Raw genomic sequence first — 17709 nt, forward strand, 5'->3', positions numbered from 1 at the left:
CATCAATTTTATTGCGGCACAGTGACGCTGTGGCATAATGCCGGCTTCCCAACGGAAGCGTGGCCGAGTGGTTGAAGGCACCAGTCTTGAAAACTGGCGACGGGGTAACCCGTTCGTGAGTTCGAATCTCACCGCTTCCGCCAAAGCCCTTCTCTCCTTCCCCTTTCAGTCAGACGCGCATTAATTCTCATCAGGCTGTCCTGCGACGAATGCCCTGTGATTTGAAGGAGTCCGGGTGAAGGTTCTGCGGTCACCGCTCGAAGGCGGCATACTGCAGGCAGAAGTATGGCCTAAGCCTCCCAGCTAAAAAATTTCCTCAATGCATTACATGGCAGAATAGCGCTTTGGATTCCAGACGCATCCCATGCCTGCCGCTCCCATCCGGTCGATGAGCCACTGTGCCTCGACGCTCTGCTCAGCTTCGCTCCCGGACCGACATCTAGCCGCTTCACCAATGACAGCGGCCGTCATCAGCCCGCCATATGCATTGATAAATTCACAACCACCCCCGGCCAAGCCACGATATGCGCACCTATCCTCCCCTTAATCTCGGCATTCCCTTACCCCGATCTTCCCGATAATTGCAGCAACCCGAATTGCATAGTCAAGGAACGCAGATGGCCACATCCAAAGCCGCCGCCAAGCCCGCCCAGGCGGAAGGCGGCGCCAAGTCCAAATCCAAGCTGTTCATCATCATCGGCGCAGCGGTCCTGCTGCTCGGCGCCGGCGGCGGGGGCGCCTGGTACTTCCTCGGTCACAAGAACGAGGCGCACGCCGAGCCGGCGCATGCCAAGGCCGCGCCGGCGGCGCCACCGGTGTTTGCCCAGATGGACCCGTTTACCGTGAACCTGCAGGCTGACGGCGGCGAGCAGTTCCTGCAGACCGCGTTCACGCTGCAGGTCGGCAGCCAGGCCGACGTCGATGCGATCAAGCTCTATCTGCCGCAGGTGCGCAGCCGGGTGCTGCTGCTGCTGTCGTCCAAGCGCGGCGCGGAGATCTCGACCGTCGAAGGCAAGAAGAAGCTGGCCGAGGAAATCATCGCCCAGTTGAAGCAACCCTTCTCGCCCGGCGCGCAGCCGCTGAATGTGTCGGACGTGTTCTTCACCGCCTTCGTGATCCAGTAACCCAGCCATGGCCGAAAATTTTCTGTCGCAGGATGAAGTCGACGCCCTCCTGAAGGGCGTCAGCGGAGACATCGACGAAAGCACCACCCAGGTCGACACCTCCAGCGTCCGGCCCTACAACCTGGCTACCCAGGAACGGATCGTGCGCGGCCGCATGCCGACGCTGGAAATCATCAACGAGCGCTTTGCGCGGCTGTTGCGGATCGGTCTGTTCAACTTCCTGCATCGCAGCGCCGAGGTGTCGATCGGCCCGGTGCGGGTGTCGAAGTACAGCGAGTTCATCCGCAACCTGGTGGTGCCGACCAACCTGAACCTGGTCCACATGAAACCGCTGCGCGGCACCGCGCTGATGGTGCTCGACCCCAACCTGGTGTTCCTGATGGTGGACAACCTGTTTGGCGGCGACGGCCGGTTTCATACCAGGGTGGAAGGCCGGGACTTTACCCAGACCGAGCAGCGCATCATCCAGCGCATCCTGAACATCGTCTTCGAGTCCTATGCCAAGTCGTGGGAGCCGGTGTACCCGATCGAGTTCGAGTACATCCGCTCGGAGATGAACACCCAGTTCACCAATATCGCCACGCCCAATGAAGTGGTGGTGGCCACCACCTTCACCGTGGAACTGGGCCCGGTCAGCGGCGAGATGCACTTCTGCATGCCCTATTCCATGATCGAGCCGATCCGCGACCTGCTCACCAGCAGCCTGCAGGGCGAGACGCTGGAAGTGGACAAGCGCTGGATCCGCCTGATGACGCAGCAGATCCAGGGCGCGGAAGTCGAGCTCGTGGTGGACCTCGGCCAGGCCCGCACCACGCTGGGCGCCATCCTCAACATGAAGGCCGGCGACGTGATTCCCTTCAACCTCACGCCGACCGTGGAAGCCAAGGTCGACGGCGTGCCGGTGATGGAATGCTCGTATGGCAAAATCAACGGCCAGTACGCATTGCGCGTCGAGCGCATGATCAACAGTTCGCATGAAGCGATACCAGGAGATGACAATGTCCAATGACCCCAACACCCAGATCATTGCCGAAGACGACTGGGGCGCCGCCATTGCCGAACAGGCGCAGGCCGAGGAAAACGCATTGCGCGCCCAGGCTGCCAGCTCCACGATCTTCCAGGAGTTTTCCGGCGCCGGCACGCGCAATACCCACAACGACATCGACTTCATCCTCGATATCCCGGTCCAGCTCACGGTGGAACTGGGACGCACCAAGATCGCCATCAAGAACCTGCTGCAACTGGCGCAGGGCTCGGTAGTGGAACTGGACGGCCTGGCCGGCGAGCCGATGGACGTGCTGGTCAACGGCTGCCTGATTGCGCAAGGCGAAGTGGTGGTGGTCAATGACAAGTTCGGCATCCGCCTGACCGACATCATCACCCCGTCGGAACGCATCCGCAAGCTCAACAAATGACGCTGATCCGCGCGCTGATCCTGGCGCTGACGCTGGCCGCCGGAGCCGCCGTGGCCGAAGAAGCGGCAACGCCGGCGGCGACCGTGGCTGCCCAGCCGGCGCCGGTACCGGCCGCCTCCCCGGCCGTCGGGTCCCCGGCTACCGCCGCCCCGGCCGCCGCTGCACCAGCGCCTGCGCCCGCCACCGTGACCAGCGCGCCCTCCTCTGCCGGCAGCCTGCTGCAGGTGATCTTCGGCCTGATCGTGGTGCTGGGCCTGCTGGCCGGCGCGCTGTGGGTGTTGAAGCGGGTTGGCGGCGGCCGACTGGCTGGCGGCTCGGTGGTGAAGATCGTCGGCGGCGTATCGGTGGGCAACCGCGAACGGGTGATGGTGGTGGAAGTGGCCGACCAGTGGATCGTGATCGGCGTGGCGCCGGGCCAGGTCAGCAAGCTGGCCGACATGCCGCGCCAGGAACAGCAGCAAGGCGCCGCGGCACTGCCCGGCGCGCCCAATTTCAGCGCATGGCTGAAGCAGACAATAGAGAAACGCAATGCAAATTAAGTGGGCCGCGCGCGGCCTGGTCATCGGCGCGGCGCTGTTGCCGCTGTGCGCCATCGCGCAGGGCCTGCCGGCGCTGACCTCCACCCCGACCGCCAACGGCGGCCAGAACTATACCCTCAGCCTGCAGACCATGCTGTTGCTGACCGGGCTGACCTTCATCCCGGCCGCGCTACTGATGATGACCAGCTTCACCCGCATCATCATCGTGCTGTCGCTGTTGCGGCAGGCGCTGGGCACCCAGACAGCGCCGCCCAACCAGGTGATGGTGGGCCTGGCGCTGTTTCTGTCGCTGTTCGTGATGGGGCCGGTGCTGGACAAGATTTATGCAAACGCCTATCTGCCGCTGTCGGAAAACAAGATCACGATGCAGCAGGCGCTCGACACTGGCGCCGGCCCGCTGAAGGAATTCATGATGAAGCAGACCCGGCAGTCCGACCTGGCGCTGTACGTGAAGCTGTCGGGCAATGCGCAGCTGCAGGGACCGGAGGACGTGCCGCTGCGCATCCTGGTGCCGGCCTTCATCACCAGCGAACTCAAGACCGCATTCCAGATCAGCTTCGCCATCTTCATCCCCTTCCTGATCATCGACATGGTGGTGGCCAGCGTGCTGATGTCGATGGGCATGATGATGGTGTCGCCGGCCATCGTGTCGCTGCCCTTCAAGCTGATGCTGTTCGTGCTGGTGGACGGCTGGCAGCTGCTGATCGGCTCGCTGGCGCAGAGCTTTTACTGATGGCGCAAGCCAGGCAACAAGGAAACACTCAATGACTCCCGAAAGCGTAATGTCCCTGGGCCGCCATGCGATGGAGGTCACCCTGATGGTGGCCGCGCCGATGCTGCTGGTAGCGCTGATCATCGGCCTGGTGGTCAGCATCTTCCAGGCCGCCACCCAGATCAATGAAGCCACGCTGTCCTTCATTCCCAAGCTGATCGGCATTTTCGTGGCGCTGGTGGTGGCCGGCCCGTGGATGCTGTCGGTGATGCTGGACTACATGCGCCAGATGCTGACCGGCATACCCGGCATGGTGGGCTGAGCAAGGCAGCCTGGTCGCATGATCACCATCAACAGCCTGGACATCAATGCGCTGATTGCCAGCTTCCTGTGGCCGTTCACCCGCATCATGGGGCTGCTTGCGATTGCGCCGCTGTTTGGCAACCGCAGCATACCGGCCCGCATCAAGGTGGCCCTGGGCCTGCTGCTGTCGGCGATTGTCGCGCCCACCGTCGGCGCGCTGCCGCAGATGGACCCGATGTCCCTGACCGGCGTGCTGGTGCTGGCGCAGCAGTTCATCATCGGCATTGCGATGGGCTTTGCGATGCGCATCGTGTTCACCGCGGTGGAACTGGCCGGCGAGCTGTGCGGCATGACCATGGGCCTGGGCTTCGCCACCTTCTTCGACCCGCAGTCGGCAGGCCGTTCGTCGGCGATCAGCCAGTACCTGTCGCTGATCACGCTGATGGTGTATCTCGCCGCCAACCTGCACCTGGTTGTGCTGTCGACGCTGGTCGACAGTTTCACCACCATGCCCGTCACCGCGATGCCGATGGGCGGCGACGTGTTCCGGCAGCTGGCCGGCTGGGGCGGCCGCATCTTCAGCGCCGGCGTGCAACTTGCATTACCGGTGGTGGCAGGCCTTTTGATCACCAACATCGCATTGGGCATCCTGACCCGCGCCGCGCCGCAGTTGAACCTGTTCGGCGTCGGCTTTCCGGTGACCCTGACGGTTGGCTTCCTGATGCTGGCGCTGACGCTGCCCTATCTTGCGGTTCCGCTGGAACGACTGTTTGCGGATGGCTTTGCGATGATGCGGCAGGTCACGGCCGGGCTGCCGCGGATCTGACGCCGGCCTGGCCGGCTTGCCTGTCGTAGGCCCGTTGCAAGGCATTCTTCGGACTCGACTTGGCTGGCGCCTTCACTGCCCAGTCTGGCAACCGGCGCGCTTCCTGGGCCGATCAAAGCCGAAACGCCCTGGCATCTTCCTTGAAGCCGATGCATAGCAACGCGTTGCGTGTTCGTACCAGCATATCTATCGCCCCCGGCACAAGCGCTGCCCGACCGTTGCCGCCGAGATGCGACCACAGCAATGTGAGCTGGGCTAGATTCAACTCGTGAAGTTGCGCTACCAGTGTGCCGGTGTTGTGGAGTTGGTTGATACGCGTGGCGAACGCTTTCGCAGGCCTCAAATTCCACTGAGCATGGCGCATGATTTCACGCAAGGTCGGGAGCTGATGGTCCGACGGCTGGGTGCTGCCGTGGGCGCGTATCATGCCGGCTTGCGCGTGGGCAGGGCGTGATTTGCCGGTGGTCGGCGCCGCGTTGGCGCGCATTGCCCTTGCCGGCGCAAGCGCGGCCTTGCGCCGCACAGCGGCTTGGGAACAAGGTGCTTTCAACGTTTCCATGGAAGCCTTGCGGCGTTTCGACGCTGCCAACGAGCGCTCCGCCTTGCACCTGAAAGCATCGAACCATTTGCCGACTTCACGGGCGCTGGCCGCAAAAGCGGCGTGCAGTTGCTTGCATTCGCGCTTCAGCAATGCCGGAATCCTTGCAATGCGGTTGTCAACCCTGCTCGAACGCGGCGCCTGCTGTACAGGCGCGGGCGCGCCAAGTGTCCTTAATTCGATGTCTTCATGCACCTTCGCCTCAGGCGAAAGGGAAAGCCTTGGTGCCATCAAGCGGAAATGGGTAAACAGTTCGGCGCTTTTCATGGTGTTCTCCCGTTGAGGCCCGGTATGTATCCTCTGGGAGCAGAAAGGTTTCGTCCAGTTTTCAAGCGCCCGGGAAGCCTGCGCAGGCCAGTCCTCGCCTGCGCAATGACGAAACAGTTATCTGGGTGGAAATGCGATAGCGCGCCTTCCTCGGCTGACTTGCGCAGGCAGCGAGGAGGCGGGCATGTCTGTCAGGAGATTTGAAACAAGGCAATGCAGGGACGATCGATTTATCCGGGTTCGATGTCCCCGCCAGGAGACAAATGCTGGCACCTTGCCATCAGGTTTTCGACGTGCTTCTGCAGGCCCTGGAGATGCCGCGTTCGGCACGGCTCGTGGCGGCGGCGAGGCGCTTCAGCACGCCCCTGCCGGAAGGCCTTACGGCGGCTTTCCCGGCCGAATACTGCGGCATGGAGCGCTCGCCATAGGTCGACAGCCTGTGATCGATTCCTGAATCGGCGCGGTAGGTTTTCATCACAAGTCCTTTGAAAAGGTGCTTGTATGTAGCGCCCGGTTTGCACGCGTGCCCTGGACTTGCCAGCGTCAATTACAGGAAATTAAACAGCGACAGCCCCGACACCTTCGCAAAACTCTGCTGCGCAGCCTGCAGCTGCATCTGCTTCTGGGTCAACTCGGTGACTGCCTTTACATAGTCCACATCCTGGATGTCCGACAGTTGCTCCGCATACTGCAGGTCGCGCGCGCTGCCGGCGTCGTCCAGGGTGTCGAGTTCCTGCAGCCGCGAGCCAACCGAGGCGCGCACCGACAGCACGTTGTTCAAGGCATTGTCGATGTTCTGGCCGGCCACGCCGAGGTCGTAGGTGAATTGACTGCGCTCGGTGTCGGTGGTGACCGGCGCCTCGAGCGTGGCAATCAGCTTGTCCAGCGTCTTGAACATGCTTTGCGTGCGCGCCGGCTTGATGCTCAGCGTATCGTTGGCGGCGGGCGTGCCCGACACTGTCATTTCGAGCCCGGCGGCGGCTATCGTCTGCGGGCTGGCGTAGGGGCCGGTGGCCAGCGGCGTGGACTTGTTCGGGTCCCTGGTGGTGTCGTACACCGTATAAGTCGGTGCCCCGCCGGCATCGGCGCCGAACAGGACTTCATACTGGTGGCCCGGCACGGCCTGGCTTGCATCCTTGATGGTGATGTTCGACAGCGCCGCGCTGCCGGTGCCGCTGCTGGTGCTGGTGCTGGAAAAAACCGCGCTGGCCGGCACGTTCATGAAAATGGCATCGCCGCTGTCGCCGGCCGGCATCTGGCGCGAGGTGCCGACCTGCAGCATCTTCTGGCCATTGTCGCCGGCATAGCTGACGGTGCTGCCGTTGCTGCTGAACGGCGCGGCATTGTCCTTGAAGCCGCCGAACAGGTAGTTGCCGACGCCGTCGCGGCTGTTGGCGAGGCTGGTCAGTTCCGACAGCCGGCTGCGCAGTTCGCCGGCGATGAACTTGCGCGAGGTGTCGTCCAGCGTGCCGCTGCCCGCCGCAACGACTTGCGAGCGCACATCCTGCAGCAGGCTGGTGACGCTCTGCAGCGTGCCCTCCTGCATCGACAGCGCGCTGCGGGCGCTGTTGCGGTTCTCGGTGTACTGCGTATTCATCGCCTGGCTCTGCGTCAGGTCGAGCGCCTTGGCCGCGCCCAGCGGATCGTCGGCCGGCGACAGCAGCCGCTTGCCGCTGGCGATTTGCTGCTGGACCTTGGCCAGCGATGACTGGGTGTCGCCGATGCGGCTGACGTTCGATTCATACAGGCTGTTTGTGCTGATGCGCATGGCTTTTCTCCTCAACGGCCCAGCGAGAGCAGCACGTCGAACATGTCGCTGGCGGTCTTCATGACCTTGCCCGCGGCCTGATAGGCCTGCTGGTAGCGCAGCAGGTTGGCGGCTTCCTCGTCCAGGTTCACGCCCGACTCGGCCTGCTGCGAGCTGACAGCCGAGGCCCGCAGCTGCTCGGCCGCGGCGCTGGTGGATGCCAGTTCGCGGGTCTTGTTGCCGACCTGGCTGACCAGTTGCGAATAGGCGCCCTGGAAGCTGGTGGACGCGCCGTCGGTGGTGCTGGCCGACTGCAGCGCGGCCAGCGCCAGCGCATTGCGGTTGTCGCCGGAGCCATTGCTGCCGCCGCCCACCGTGAAGCTGTCGCCGCTGGCCGGCACGCCGGAAATCTGCAGCTTCCAGCCGTTGTAGCTGATGTCCTCGCCGGCCTTGAAGGCCACGCCGATGGCGGGCAGCCCCGGGCCGGTGCCGGTGACATCGAAGGTATTGGCGGAGGTGAAGGTGATGGCCACCGGCTGCGTCAGGTCTGCGCCGGCTGCCGTCACGGTGGGCGCGCTGATGCTGCCGGTGCCGCTGTTGCCGCTGGCGGCGGCCGAGGCCAGCGGCGAGCCCAGCGCAATCGTTGCCTTGTCGGTGATCTTCACATTGATGCCGTTGCGCAGCGAGGCGCCGTCAGCGGTGGGACGCACCAGAAACTCGTCGCCCGCCGTGAGCGGGCCGGAGACACCGAAGCTCACGCCATCGAGCACCATGGACGAGCCGTCGGCCGGACCGTCGAACGGCTTGCCGTCGGACAGCCGCACCACCTTGTAGCCTGGCGGCGTGCCGGCGGCGGTGACCTGCACCTTGTAGTCGCTGGTGGTCAGCGCCGACGGATTGACGATGGCCGCGCTGGCGCTGGCGGCCTGGTCGCCGTTCCTGCTGCTGGGCGACACCACCGGCTCGGCCACCTTGAAGAATTCGACGCCGGGATTGCCGTTGGCATCCTGCCCCAGCACATGCTGCGCATTGAAGGACGAGGCGAGCGTGATCGCAATCCGGCCCAGCGCATTCTGCGCCTGGTCCAGGGTCTTGCTGCGAAACTCCAGCAAGCCGCCCAGCTTGCCGCCGGACAGGCTTTCGTCCGACAGCAGCACCGTGCCGTTCACAGTCTGATAGGCCACCATCGGCCGCTTCGGATCGGTCGGCGACTGGGCCATCGACAGGTCATAGGTCTTGGTGCCCACCACCAGCGGCTGGCCGCTGCCGATCATCACGTTGTAGGTCGCGCCCTGCTTCACCACGCTGACCTTGATTTCCTTGGACAGCTCCGAGATCGCCTGGTCGCGCTGGTCCAGCAGGTCATTGGGCGTGCTGCCGCCATTGCTGGTGGCCTTTTCGATGGCGTCGTTGAGCTTGCCGATCTGCTGGGCATAAACATTGATGGCGTCCACGCTGGAACGCATTTCGGTGGTCACGCCCTGGCGCACTTCGCCGAGCTGCGCATCCATGCTCTGGAAGCGCCCCACCAGCGTATTGGCCGACGACAGCATGGACTCGCGCGCCGCGCCCGAACTGGGGTCGGCGCCGGCTGCCTGCAGGCTGGAAAAGAAGTCCTGCAATACCGGCGTCAGGCCCGCCTTGCTGTCGGCGAGCATGTTGTTGACCTGCTGGATCTGGCCGTAATAGCTGCTCAGCTGGGTGCTGGCGGTCTGGGTCGACAGCACCTGGGTGTTCAGGAATTCGCTGTAGACCCGGCGCACCGCCGTGACCTCGGTGCCCTTGCCGATGAAGCCGTAGCCGGCATCCTGGCCATTGACCGCGCCCTGCACCACCACCTGGCGGTTGTAGCCGGGCGTGGAGGCGTTGGCGATATTGTGTCCGGTCGTGACCAGGCCCGCCTGGGCCGCGGAGAGCGCGCTTTGACCGACGCTGAGTATGCTGGACATGCTGGTCCTTCCTTGTCTCTATGGCACTGTCTACGGCGGCCGGGCGGAAAACTTTAGCGCGCCTAGGCCGACAGCGACTGCTTGATGATGCGCGACAGCTTGGCCGCGTAATTCGGATCGGTGGCATAGCCGGCGCGCTGCAGGCCCTGGGCGAAGCTGCTGGCGTCCTGGCTGTTGGCGATCACGTTCTGGTAGCGCGGGTTGTTCTTCAGGAGGCCGGCGTAATCGCGGAACGAGTCGGCATAGGAGTCATAGGCGCGGAATTTCTCCATGCGCTTCTGCGGCACGCCGTTCACATATTCAGTGGTGGCGACCTCAACCGTCTTGCCAGTCCAGTTGGCGCCGGCCTTGATGCCGAACAGGTTGTGGCTGTTGCTGCCGTCGGCGCCGCGGATCTCGCGCTTGCCCCAGCCGGTTTCCAGCGCCGCCTGGCCCAGCATGAACTTGGCCGGTATGCCGGTGCTGCGGCTGGCCTCGTTGGCATGCTCGGCCAGCTTGTCCTGGAAGGCCTGCACATGGCCGGGCCGCGGCGGATACTGGCGGGCGCTGGAGATTTCCAGCGGCGTGGGGCCGTCCGGCGGCGTGGCCGACAGGCCGGTCTGCCTTGCCAGCGCGGCTGATGCGGTTGATGCCGCTGATGTGAGCGATGCAGCCGAACCGCCCGGTGCCGCGCCGTCCGCGGCGGGCGCCACGCCGGCATTGTTGGAAAGCTGGCGCATCAGCGCGTCGGCCAGGCCCATGCCGCGCTTGGCGAAGTTGTCGCTGACCTTCTGGTCCAGCATCGAGGTGTACATCCGGCTCTGCTGGCTGTCGAACGGGCTGTCCTGCGGCGTGGCGTCGCGCATGGACTTCATCACCATGTTCATGAACAGCGACTCGAACTGCTGGGCCGCGGCGCGCAGCGCTTCCGGCGAGTCCTGCTTGCCGGCGCGGCGCAGCGCCGGCAGGTCGGCGCCGTCGGTGGCGATGCGGGGATTCTGGCTGATCATGCGCTGGCCCGTCCTTGGTTGGTCAAATGATTTCCAGTTCGGCGCGCAGCGAGCCCGAGGCCTTCATCGCCTGCAGGATGGCCAGCAGGTCCTGCGGCGAGGCGCCGATCGCATTCAGGGCCTTGACCACGTCGGCCAGCGAGGCGGCCTGCTTCAGCAGCACCACCTGGCCCGGGTCCTTCTTGATCTCGATTGCCGAGTTCTGCACCACCACGGTCTGGCCGTTCGACAGCGGCGCCGGCTGGCTGGGCGTGTTCTCGGTATTGATGATCACCGACAGGTTGCCGTGCGATACCGCGCAGGTGTCCAGCGTGACCGACTGGTTCATCACCACCGAGCCGGTACGGGCATTCAGGATCACCTTGGCCGCCACCTGGGCCGGCGTCACGCTCAGGCTTTCCAGCGCGCCGAGGAAGGCCACGCGCTCGTCGCTGCCGGCAGGCGTGCGCACCCGGATCACGCGGCCGTCCTGGGCGGACGCGGTGTCGGCGCCGAAGCGGCGGTTGACCGCTTCCACCACCCGGCTGGCGGTGGAGAAGTCGCTGTCATTCAATTCCAGCGTAACCATGTTGTTCTGACCCAGCGAACTGGCGACGGCGCGCTCCACCGTGGCGCCGCTGGAAATGCGGCCCACGCTGAGATGATTGACCTGGGCCTTGCTGCCATTGGCCGCCGCGCCGACGCCGCCCACCAGCACGTTGCCCTGGGCCATGCCGTAGATCTGGCCGTCCGCACCCTTCAGCGGCGTCATCAGCAGCGTGCCGCCGCGCAGGCTCTTGGCATTGCCCATCGACGACACCGTCACGTCCAGCATCTGGCCGGGCTGGGCAAAGGCCGGCAGCGAGGTGGTGACCATCACCGCGGCCACGTTCTTCAATTGCAGCTGGCCGGTCGGCGGCAGGTTCACGCCCATCTGTTGCAGCATGCTGACCACGCTCTGCACGGTAAACGGCGTCTGCGTGGTCTGGTCGCCGCTGCCGTCCAGGCCCACCACCAGGCCGTAGCCGATCAACTGGTTCTGGCGCACGCCGCCGATGCTGGCCAGGTCTTTCAGGCGCTCGGCCTGCGCGCCGGCGCTGCCGGCGATGAGGGCGCCGCACAGCAGCGCCTTGAGCAGAAGATTCATTTGCATGGCGGGCATCCTCAGAACGGCATCACGCTGAGAAAAAAGCGACCCAGCTGGGATGCCACTTCCACCGGGTCGATGCGGGTATTGCTGCGGTATTCGAGGCGGGCGTCGGCGACCTGGGTCGAGGCCACCTGGTTGCCGTTCAGGATGGTGTCCGGGTTCACGGTGCCGGAGAAGCGGATGTACTCGGCGCCCTTGTCGAACGCCACCTGCTTCTCGCCGCTGACGGCCAGGTAGCCGTTGGGCAGCACTTCATTGACGGTGACGGCCAGCGTGCCGGTGAAGGTATTGCTGGAGTTGGACGCTTCCTTGTCCTCGAACTTGTTGGCGCCCTTTGCATCCACGCCCATGCGGCCGGTGACGGCGGTGTTCAGGCCAAGCAGCTTGCCGACCGAGAAGCTGCTGCTGCCGGTCTTGCTGCCGGTGTCGGTGCCGGTCTTGCCGGCGCTGGTCTTCTCATTGATGACGATGGTCAGCGCATCGCCCACATGGCGGGCGCGGCGGTCCTCGAACAGCGGCCGGTAGCTGGCGGTCTGGAAGATCGCGCCATTGGCCGGCGCGGCCACGGCGACCGGCTGCGCGCGCGCGCTGGTGGGCCGCTGCACGATGGAATCCGGCACGGTATTGCAGGCGCACAGCAGCAGCGCCGGCAAGGCGGCCCTGGCGAGGAAGGAAAGGAGGTTGTTCATGAGTGGACGATGGCGCTTCAGAGCTGGGTCAGCTTCTGCAGCATCTGGTCGGAGGTGGTGATCGCCTTGCTGTTGATCTCATAGGCGCGCTGGGTCTGGATCATGTTGACCAGTTCCTCGGCCACATTGACGTTGGAGGTTTCCACATAGCCCTGCGTGACCATGCCGGCGCCGTTGGTGCCGGGCGTATTGGTGCTCGGGTTGCCGGAGGCGGTGGTCTCGACATACAGGTTCTCGCCGCGGCTTTCCAGGCCGGCCGCGTTGATGAAGGTGGCCAGCTGCAGCTGGCCGACCTGGGTTGCGTTGGCGCTGCCCGGCTGCGTCACCGACACCGTGCCGTCGCGGCCGATGGAGATGCTTTGCGCATTGGCCGGGATGGTGATGGCGGGCTGGATCACGAAGCCGCTGGAGGTCACCATCTGACCCTGGTTATCGACCTGGAAGGAGCCGTCGCGGGTATAGGCGGTGGTGCCGTCGGGCATCAGCACCTGGAAGAAGCCGCTGCCCTGGATCGCCAGGTCCTTGTCGTTGCTGGTCTGCTGCAGGTTGCCCTGGGTGAAGATGCGCTCGGTGGCGACGGTGCGCACGCCGGTGCCGACCTGCAGGCCGGACGGCAGCTGGGTCTGCTGCGAGGTCTGCGCGCCGGGCTGGCGCAGGTTCTGGTACAGCAGGTCCTCGAACACGGCACGGGAGCGCTTGAAGCCGCTGGTGCTGACATTGGCCAGGTTGTTGGCGATGGTGTCCATCTGCGTCTGCTGGGCATCCAGGCCGGTCTTGGCTATCCAGAGGGATCGAATCATGACTAACTCCGTCGCGGCGCGGCCGCTTCTTGTGGGCTAGTCTTTATTGTCTTGCAGAAACCCTTAATTCAAAGCGAGGAGTTGACTGGCTTTTGTCTCGTTACTCTCGGCGTTCTTCATCAGGTTCATTTGCATTTCGAACTGGCGGGCCAGGCTGATCATGTTAACCATGGCATCGACGGTGTTCACATTGCTGCCTTCCAGCGCGCCGCCGATGATATTGACTGCCGCATCGGCGTCCGCCGCGCTGCCGTCCTTGGTGCGGAACAGCCCGTCGCTGCCGCGCGCCAGGTTGTTTTCCGGCGGGTTGACCAGCTTGATACGGCCCAGCACGGTGGGCGGCTGGTTGGCCGCCATGCCGGTGATGGTGCCGTCCTTGGCGACCGCGATGCGGGTATCGGGCGGGATGCTGATCGGGCCGGCATCGCCCAGCACCGCGTCGCCGCGCTGGGTCTGCAGCTGGCCGTTCTCGGACAGCTTCAGGCTGCCATGGCGGGTATAGGCTTCGGCGCCGTCGGCGGTCTGCACCGCCAGCCAGCCCTTGCCCTGGACCGCGACGTCGAGTTCACGCGCGGTCTGCTGGATCGGGCCGGGGGTGAAGTCGGTGGCGACGGTGGCGTCGACCACGAAGGCGCGGGTGGGCAGTTCGTTGCCGACGACCGGGACGGCGCGGAAGGCGTCGATCTGGGCGCGAAAGCCCGTGGTGGTGGCGTTGGCGAGGTTGTTGGAGTTGTTGGCCTGCTGTTCCAGGATGTGTTTTGCGCCGGTCATGGCGGTGTAGATCAGACGGTCCATTTCATTCCTTTCAACGCTTCGTTTCGGGCAGGGCGGCCGGTGTGGTGCGCTCCCTGCGTTTGTCGCTTTTGGCTCCGCGCAGCGACAGTTGCGGTTGCGGTTGCGGTTGCGGTTGCGGTTGCCTTTGCCTTTGCCTTTGCCTTTGCCTTTGCCTTTGCCTTTGCCTTTGCCTTTGCCTTTGCCGTTGCCGTTGCCGTTGCCGTTGCCGTGAAATCCCGTTGAGCGCGCCGTGTCAGCGGTGCCCGGAGCGGGAAAAGGTGCGGCGTCTGTCTGAGCCAAGCGCAGCTTGGCGAGTTTAGCCGCGCCCCGCTCCGGGTACCGCTGACACGGGGACCCCGCGCTAGCGGGGCGCGATCACCGGGTCGCCTTTTTTTGGTTACTTTTTTTGGCGAAGCAAAAAAAGTAACCCGGCCGCCGGGACGGATTCCCGGCTTGTCTCCACGGCAGTGCACCCGCCTTGCGTCACCCGGCAAGGCACGGCCAGCACTGTCGTTGTTGCTTTTAGCAGTGATCGCAGCGTACTGCTGAAGGCAACTGCAACTGCTGCTTCGCAGTGACTCCTTACCCCTGGTGAAACAACGCCATTGCACTGTCGTCATGACCAGGCCGGGTGTTCGCCCCGGCGGGCGACCTACTTCTTTTGCTTCGCCAAAAGAAGTAGGCAAGAAAAGGCGACCCGGTGATCGCGCCCCGCTGCGCGGGGTTCCCGTGCCGTCGATGCCTGGAGCGGGGCGCGGCTAAACTCGCCAAGCTGCGCTTGGCTCAGACAGACGCCGCACCTTTTCCCGCTCCAGGCATCGCCGTCACGGCGCGCTCAACGGGACTTCACTGCAACTGCAACTGCAACTGCAACTACAACGGCTACTGCAACTGCAACTGCAACGTCAACGTCAACAACAACTGCAACTGTCGCTGCGCGTAAGTCAAAAGCAGCCGCGGCTGCCGCCGCCCCTTCCCCTTTACCTCAGATTCACCAGCGTCTGCATGACCTGGTCCTGCGTCTTCACCGTCTGCGCATTGGCCTGGTACACCCGCTGCGCGGTGATCATGTTCACCAGTTCGGCCGTCAGGTCCACGTTGGAATCTTCCACCGCCGAGGACTGCAGGGTGCCGAAGGTGCCGCTCGACGGCGTCCCCACCAGCGGCACGCCGGAGCCAGTGGTCTCGGCCCACACGTTGTTGCCCAGGGGCTGCAGGCCGTTGACGTTGGTGAAGTTGGCCAGCACCACCTGGCCCAGCGTGGACGACTTGCCGTTGCTGTAGCGGCCGGTGATGACGCCGTCGGCGCCGGTGTTGAAGCCGGTCAGGCGGCCCGAGGTATAGCCGTCCTGCGACAGCGCATTGACGATGAAGGCCGAACCGTACTGGGTGCTGCCGGTGTAGTCCATCTTGGTCACGATGTCGGCGGCGCCGGTGGCGGTGGCGGGGATCGTGATCGAGAACGGCATCGCGTCCTTCGACGCCTGCGTCAGCGCGCCATCCGGGCCGAAGGCGAGCGAGGCGATCTTGCCGTCGACCGGCGAGGTCAGCACCTTGTCGTCGGCCACGCCGTACACATCCCAGGCGCCGGAGCCGGTCTTGACGAAGAAGCTCTGCATCACATGCGAATTGCCCAGGCTGTCGAACACCGAGATCGAGGTGGCGTTGTTGTAGGTGGTCGGGTCGGCCGGGTTGAACGGCGAGTTGCTCGGCGCGGCGAGGCCGGAATCCAGATTGACCACTTCCTTGACCAGCTTGGTGACCGAGGGCGGCAGGTCGGCGGTGTTGATCTGCAGCTTGCCGGGCGCGCCGGTCGAGAGCACGCCGGCGGCGTTGGCGCTGTAGCCGGTCAGGTTGGCGCCGGTGGCGTTGACGATGTAACCCGCCTTGTCCAGCTCGAACTGGCCGTTACGGGCATAGGTCACGGTGCCGTTGGTGTCCATGCGGAAGAAGCCGGCGCCGTTGATGGCGATGTCCAGCGCATTGTTGGAGGCGGTGATGTTGCCCTGGCTGAACTGCTGCTGCACCTTGGACAGCTTGGTGCCGATGCCTACCTGCGAGGCGCCGCCGCCGGACAGCGAGGTGGCGTACACGTCGGCGAACTGCGCCTGCGATGCCTTGAAGCCCACGGTGCTGGAATTCGAGACGTTGTTGCCGATGACTTCGAGACTCTTGGACGCGGCGTTCAGACCGCTCAGACCTTGCTGGAAACTCATGTTCTTCTCCGATTGCTATGGGTTTGCGGATGCCGTCAAATGATTTCGCGCACGTCGGCCATGGTGGCCGAGGCGCCGTTGGTCAGGTTGAGCTTGACGCCGGAAGCGCCGGTCGAGACGCTGCCGACCTGGCCAAAGGTCAGCGTGCTGGCCTTGATCGCCGAACCGGCGCTGCTGGCGGTGACGTCGAAGCTGTACTGGCCATTGGCGGCGGCAGCGCCGCTGTCGGTCTTGCCATCCCATGCCAGGGGCAGCGTGCCGGCCGCCTGCTCGCCGAGCTCGATCTTGTGGATGGCCTTGCCGGCGCCGTCGCGGATGGTGACGGTGACCTTGTCGGCCGCCGCCGGCAGTTCGATGCCCAGCACCGCCTTGCCGTCGGCCAGCATGGCGCTGCTGCCCGGCACCAGCACGCCGTGGCCGATCAGGCTGGTGGCCTGCATGGTCTGGCTGGCCTGGTAGCTGCTCTGCATGCTGGACATGCTGGCGTTAAGTTTTTCGATGCCGGTCACGGTGGAGAGCTGCGCCATCTGACTGGTGACCTGGGCGTTGTCCATCGGGTTCAGCGGGTCCTGGTTCTTCATCTGCGTGATCAGGAGCTTCATGAAGCGGTCCTGGGTGCCGGCGATGCCTTCGGCGCTGGCGGCGCTGGCCTTGGACGAGTTCATCGCGTTGAGCAGCGCCGGGGAAACGGTGTTGTCGCTTATCGTGGTCATGCCTGGTTCCTTTACTGACCGATGGTCAGGGTTTTCAGCAGCAGGGTCTTGGCTGCATTCATCGTTTCCACATTGGTCTGGTAGGAACGGGTGGCGGAAATCATGTTGACCATTTCCTCCACCACGTTCACGTTGGGCATCTGCACATAGCCCTTGTCGTCGGCCTGCGGATGCGACGGGTTGTAGACGGTGCGCGCCGGCGCGGTGTCCTCGATCACCTGCTGCACCTTGACCGAGGTCGAGCCGGGCGTGGCGCCCTCCACTGCTTCGAACACCACCTGCTTGGCGCGGTACGGCTGGCCGGTGGCGCTGGTGGCGCTGTCGGCATTGGCGAGGTTGGACGCCACGGTGTTGAGCCGGTGCCCCTGGGCGCTCATGGCCGAGCCGGCGACATTGAAGATATTGAACAGCGACATGGCGTTTTCCCTTAACCCTGGATCGCGGTCAGCAGGTTCTTGATCTGGCTGCTGATCATCGTGATGCTGGCTTCGTAGCGCAGCGCATTGTTGGTGAACTGGTTGCGCTCGACTTCCATGTCCACGGTGTTGCCATCCACCCCGCCCTGCACGCCGGTGCGGTACAGCAGCGACGGCGCGCCGGCAACCAGCGTCGCGCCATTGGCGCCCGTTGCGGCCTGGTGGCCAGGTGCGGTCCGGGCCAGGCCCGGCGCCGGTACGGAAGGCGTAGCCGGATTGCCGCGGCCCACCGCGCCCTGCAGGGCCTGCGCGAAGTCGAAGTCGCGTGCCTTGTAGTTGGGCGTGTCGGCATTGGCGATATTCGAAGCCAGAACCTGCTGGCGCTGGGCGCCGAGCTTCAGCGCCGCTTCATGAAAGGCCAGCGCCTGATCCAGTTTTCCTATCATTTCCGCTCCTGATGGTGGAATTGCATGCTGTGCATGGTAAATAAGCGGCGAGACTAT

The 17709-nt window shown here is 64.5% G+C and carries 20 protein-coding genes and 1 tRNA gene; 8 read left to right on the forward strand and 13 right to left on the reverse strand.

The features are described 5' to 3' along the window. Positions 1 to 53 precede the first annotated feature (53 nt). From ABC383_RS07430 to fliR, 8 genes are all read left to right on the forward strand, one after another. Positions 54 to 143, forward strand: a tRNA-Ser gene (locus tag ABC383_RS07430). Positions 144 to 617: 474 nt separating this feature from the next. Further along, entirely contained in the window at positions 618 to 1124 is a 507-nt protein-coding gene (fliL, locus tag ABC383_RS07435) for a flagellar basal body-associated protein FliL (protein ID WP_413012768.1), read from the forward strand. Positions 1125 to 1131: 7 nt separating this feature from the next. Continuing rightward, positions 1132 to 2133: a flagellar motor switch protein FliM gene (gene fliM, locus ABC383_RS07440; RefSeq protein WP_413012770.1), complete on the forward strand. Its 1002-nt coding sequence runs from the start codon at positions 1132 to 1134 to the stop codon at positions 2131 to 2133. Beyond that, complete coding sequence (fliN, locus tag ABC383_RS07445) at positions 2123 to 2539, forward strand: flagellar motor switch protein FliN (RefSeq protein ID WP_413012772.1); 417 nt, start codon at positions 2123 to 2125, stop codon at positions 2537 to 2539. Before fliM ends, fliN begins: the two co-directional genes overlap by 11 nt. Further along, positions 2536 to 3078: a flagellar biosynthetic protein FliO gene (gene fliO, locus ABC383_RS07450; RefSeq protein WP_413012773.1), complete on the forward strand. Its 543-nt coding sequence runs from the start codon at positions 2536 to 2538 to the stop codon at positions 3076 to 3078. The genes fliN and fliO overlap by 4 nt, the downstream gene beginning before the upstream one ends. Continuing rightward, positions 3068 to 3811 carry a flagellar type III secretion system pore protein FliP gene (gene fliP, locus ABC383_RS07455; protein ID WP_413012775.1) on the forward strand — a complete coding sequence of 248 codons (744 nt, stop codon included), beginning with the start codon at positions 3068 to 3070 and terminating at the stop codon, positions 3809 to 3811. The genes fliO and fliP overlap by 11 nt, the downstream gene beginning before the upstream one ends. A gap of 31 nt (positions 3812 to 3842) precedes the next feature. After that, the gene (gene fliQ, locus ABC383_RS07460; RefSeq protein ID WP_194715209.1) at positions 3843 to 4112 is read left to right on the forward strand and encodes a flagellar biosynthesis protein FliQ; all 270 of its coding nucleotides are present in this window, start codon (positions 3843 to 3845) and stop codon (positions 4110 to 4112) included. Positions 4113 to 4130: 18 nt separating this feature from the next. Continuing rightward, positions 4131 to 4919 (forward strand): flagellar biosynthetic protein FliR, encoded by a 789-nt coding sequence (fliR, locus tag ABC383_RS07465; protein WP_413012777.1) that lies wholly within the window; start codon positions 4131 to 4133, stop codon positions 4917 to 4919. Between the two features lie 112 nt (positions 4920 to 5031). Here the strand turns inward: fliR and ABC383_RS07470 are convergent, their stop codons facing one another. From ABC383_RS07470 to flgB, 13 genes are all read right to left on the reverse strand, one after another. Further along, positions 5032 to 5784 carry a hypothetical protein gene (locus ABC383_RS07470; RefSeq protein WP_413012779.1) on the reverse strand — a complete coding sequence of 251 codons (753 nt, stop codon included), beginning with the start codon at positions 5782 to 5784 and terminating at the stop codon, positions 5032 to 5034. A 280-nt stretch (positions 5785 to 6064) separates the two neighbouring features. Continuing rightward, the gene (locus tag ABC383_RS07475; RefSeq protein WP_413012781.1) at positions 6065 to 6259 is read right to left on the reverse strand and encodes a hypothetical protein; all 195 of its coding nucleotides are present in this window, start codon (positions 6257 to 6259) and stop codon (positions 6065 to 6067) included. A gap of 72 nt (positions 6260 to 6331) precedes the next feature. Beyond that, positions 6332 to 7552: a flagellar hook-associated protein FlgL gene (gene flgL / locus ABC383_RS07480; RefSeq protein WP_413012783.1), complete on the reverse strand. Its 1221-nt coding sequence runs from the start codon at positions 7550 to 7552 to the stop codon at positions 6332 to 6334. A gap of 11 nt (positions 7553 to 7563) precedes the next feature. Continuing rightward, positions 7564 to 9480, reverse strand: coding sequence for a flagellar hook-associated protein FlgK (gene flgK / locus ABC383_RS07485; RefSeq protein ID WP_413012785.1), 1917 nt, complete (start codon positions 9478 to 9480; stop codon positions 7564 to 7566). Between the two features lie 62 nt (positions 9481 to 9542). Continuing rightward, positions 9543 to 10469 carry a flagellar assembly peptidoglycan hydrolase FlgJ gene (gene flgJ / locus ABC383_RS07490; protein WP_413012787.1) on the reverse strand — a complete coding sequence of 309 codons (927 nt, stop codon included), beginning with the start codon at positions 10467 to 10469 and terminating at the stop codon, positions 9543 to 9545. Between the two features lie 22 nt (positions 10470 to 10491). After that, positions 10492 to 11595, reverse strand: a complete 1104-nt coding sequence (locus ABC383_RS07495) for a flagellar basal body P-ring protein FlgI (RefSeq protein ID WP_413016263.1) — start codon at positions 11593 to 11595, stop codon at positions 10492 to 10494. Positions 11596 to 11612: 17 nt separating this feature from the next. Then, on the reverse strand, positions 11613 to 12287 hold the full coding sequence (locus ABC383_RS07500; RefSeq protein ID WP_413012788.1) for a flagellar basal body L-ring protein FlgH: 675 nt from the start codon (positions 12285 to 12287) through the stop codon (positions 11613 to 11615). Between the two features lie 17 nt (positions 12288 to 12304). Next, positions 12305 to 13087 (reverse strand): flagellar basal-body rod protein FlgG, encoded by a 783-nt coding sequence (gene flgG, locus ABC383_RS07505; protein WP_194714853.1) that lies wholly within the window; start codon positions 13085 to 13087, stop codon positions 12305 to 12307. Between the two features lie 63 nt (positions 13088 to 13150). Next, positions 13151 to 13882, reverse strand: coding sequence for a flagellar basal-body rod protein FlgF (flgF, locus tag ABC383_RS07510; protein ID WP_413012789.1), 732 nt, complete (start codon positions 13880 to 13882; stop codon positions 13151 to 13153). A 959-nt stretch (positions 13883 to 14841) separates the two neighbouring features. Next, positions 14842 to 16077: a flagellar hook protein FlgE gene (flgE, locus tag ABC383_RS07515; protein ID WP_413012791.1), complete on the reverse strand. Its 1236-nt coding sequence runs from the start codon at positions 16075 to 16077 to the stop codon at positions 14842 to 14844. Positions 16078 to 16112: 35 nt separating this feature from the next. After that, positions 16113 to 16790, reverse strand: a complete 678-nt coding sequence (gene flgD, locus ABC383_RS07520; RefSeq protein ID WP_413012792.1) for a flagellar hook assembly protein FlgD — start codon at positions 16788 to 16790, stop codon at positions 16113 to 16115. Between the two features lie 11 nt (positions 16791 to 16801). Next, the gene (flgC, locus tag ABC383_RS07525) at positions 16802 to 17206 is read right to left on the reverse strand and encodes a flagellar basal body rod protein FlgC (protein ID WP_413012793.1); all 405 of its coding nucleotides are present in this window, start codon (positions 17204 to 17206) and stop codon (positions 16802 to 16804) included. A gap of 11 nt (positions 17207 to 17217) precedes the next feature. Continuing rightward, on the reverse strand, positions 17218 to 17652 hold the full coding sequence (flgB, locus tag ABC383_RS07530) for a flagellar basal body rod protein FlgB (RefSeq protein WP_413012794.1): 435 nt from the start codon (positions 17650 to 17652) through the stop codon (positions 17218 to 17220). Positions 17653 to 17709: the final 57 nt, after the last annotated feature.

The sequence above is a fragment of the Noviherbaspirillum phoenicis genome, assembly GCF_047237965.1.
GTDB lineage: Bacteria > Pseudomonadota > Gammaproteobacteria > Burkholderiales > Burkholderiaceae_D > Noviherbaspirillum_A.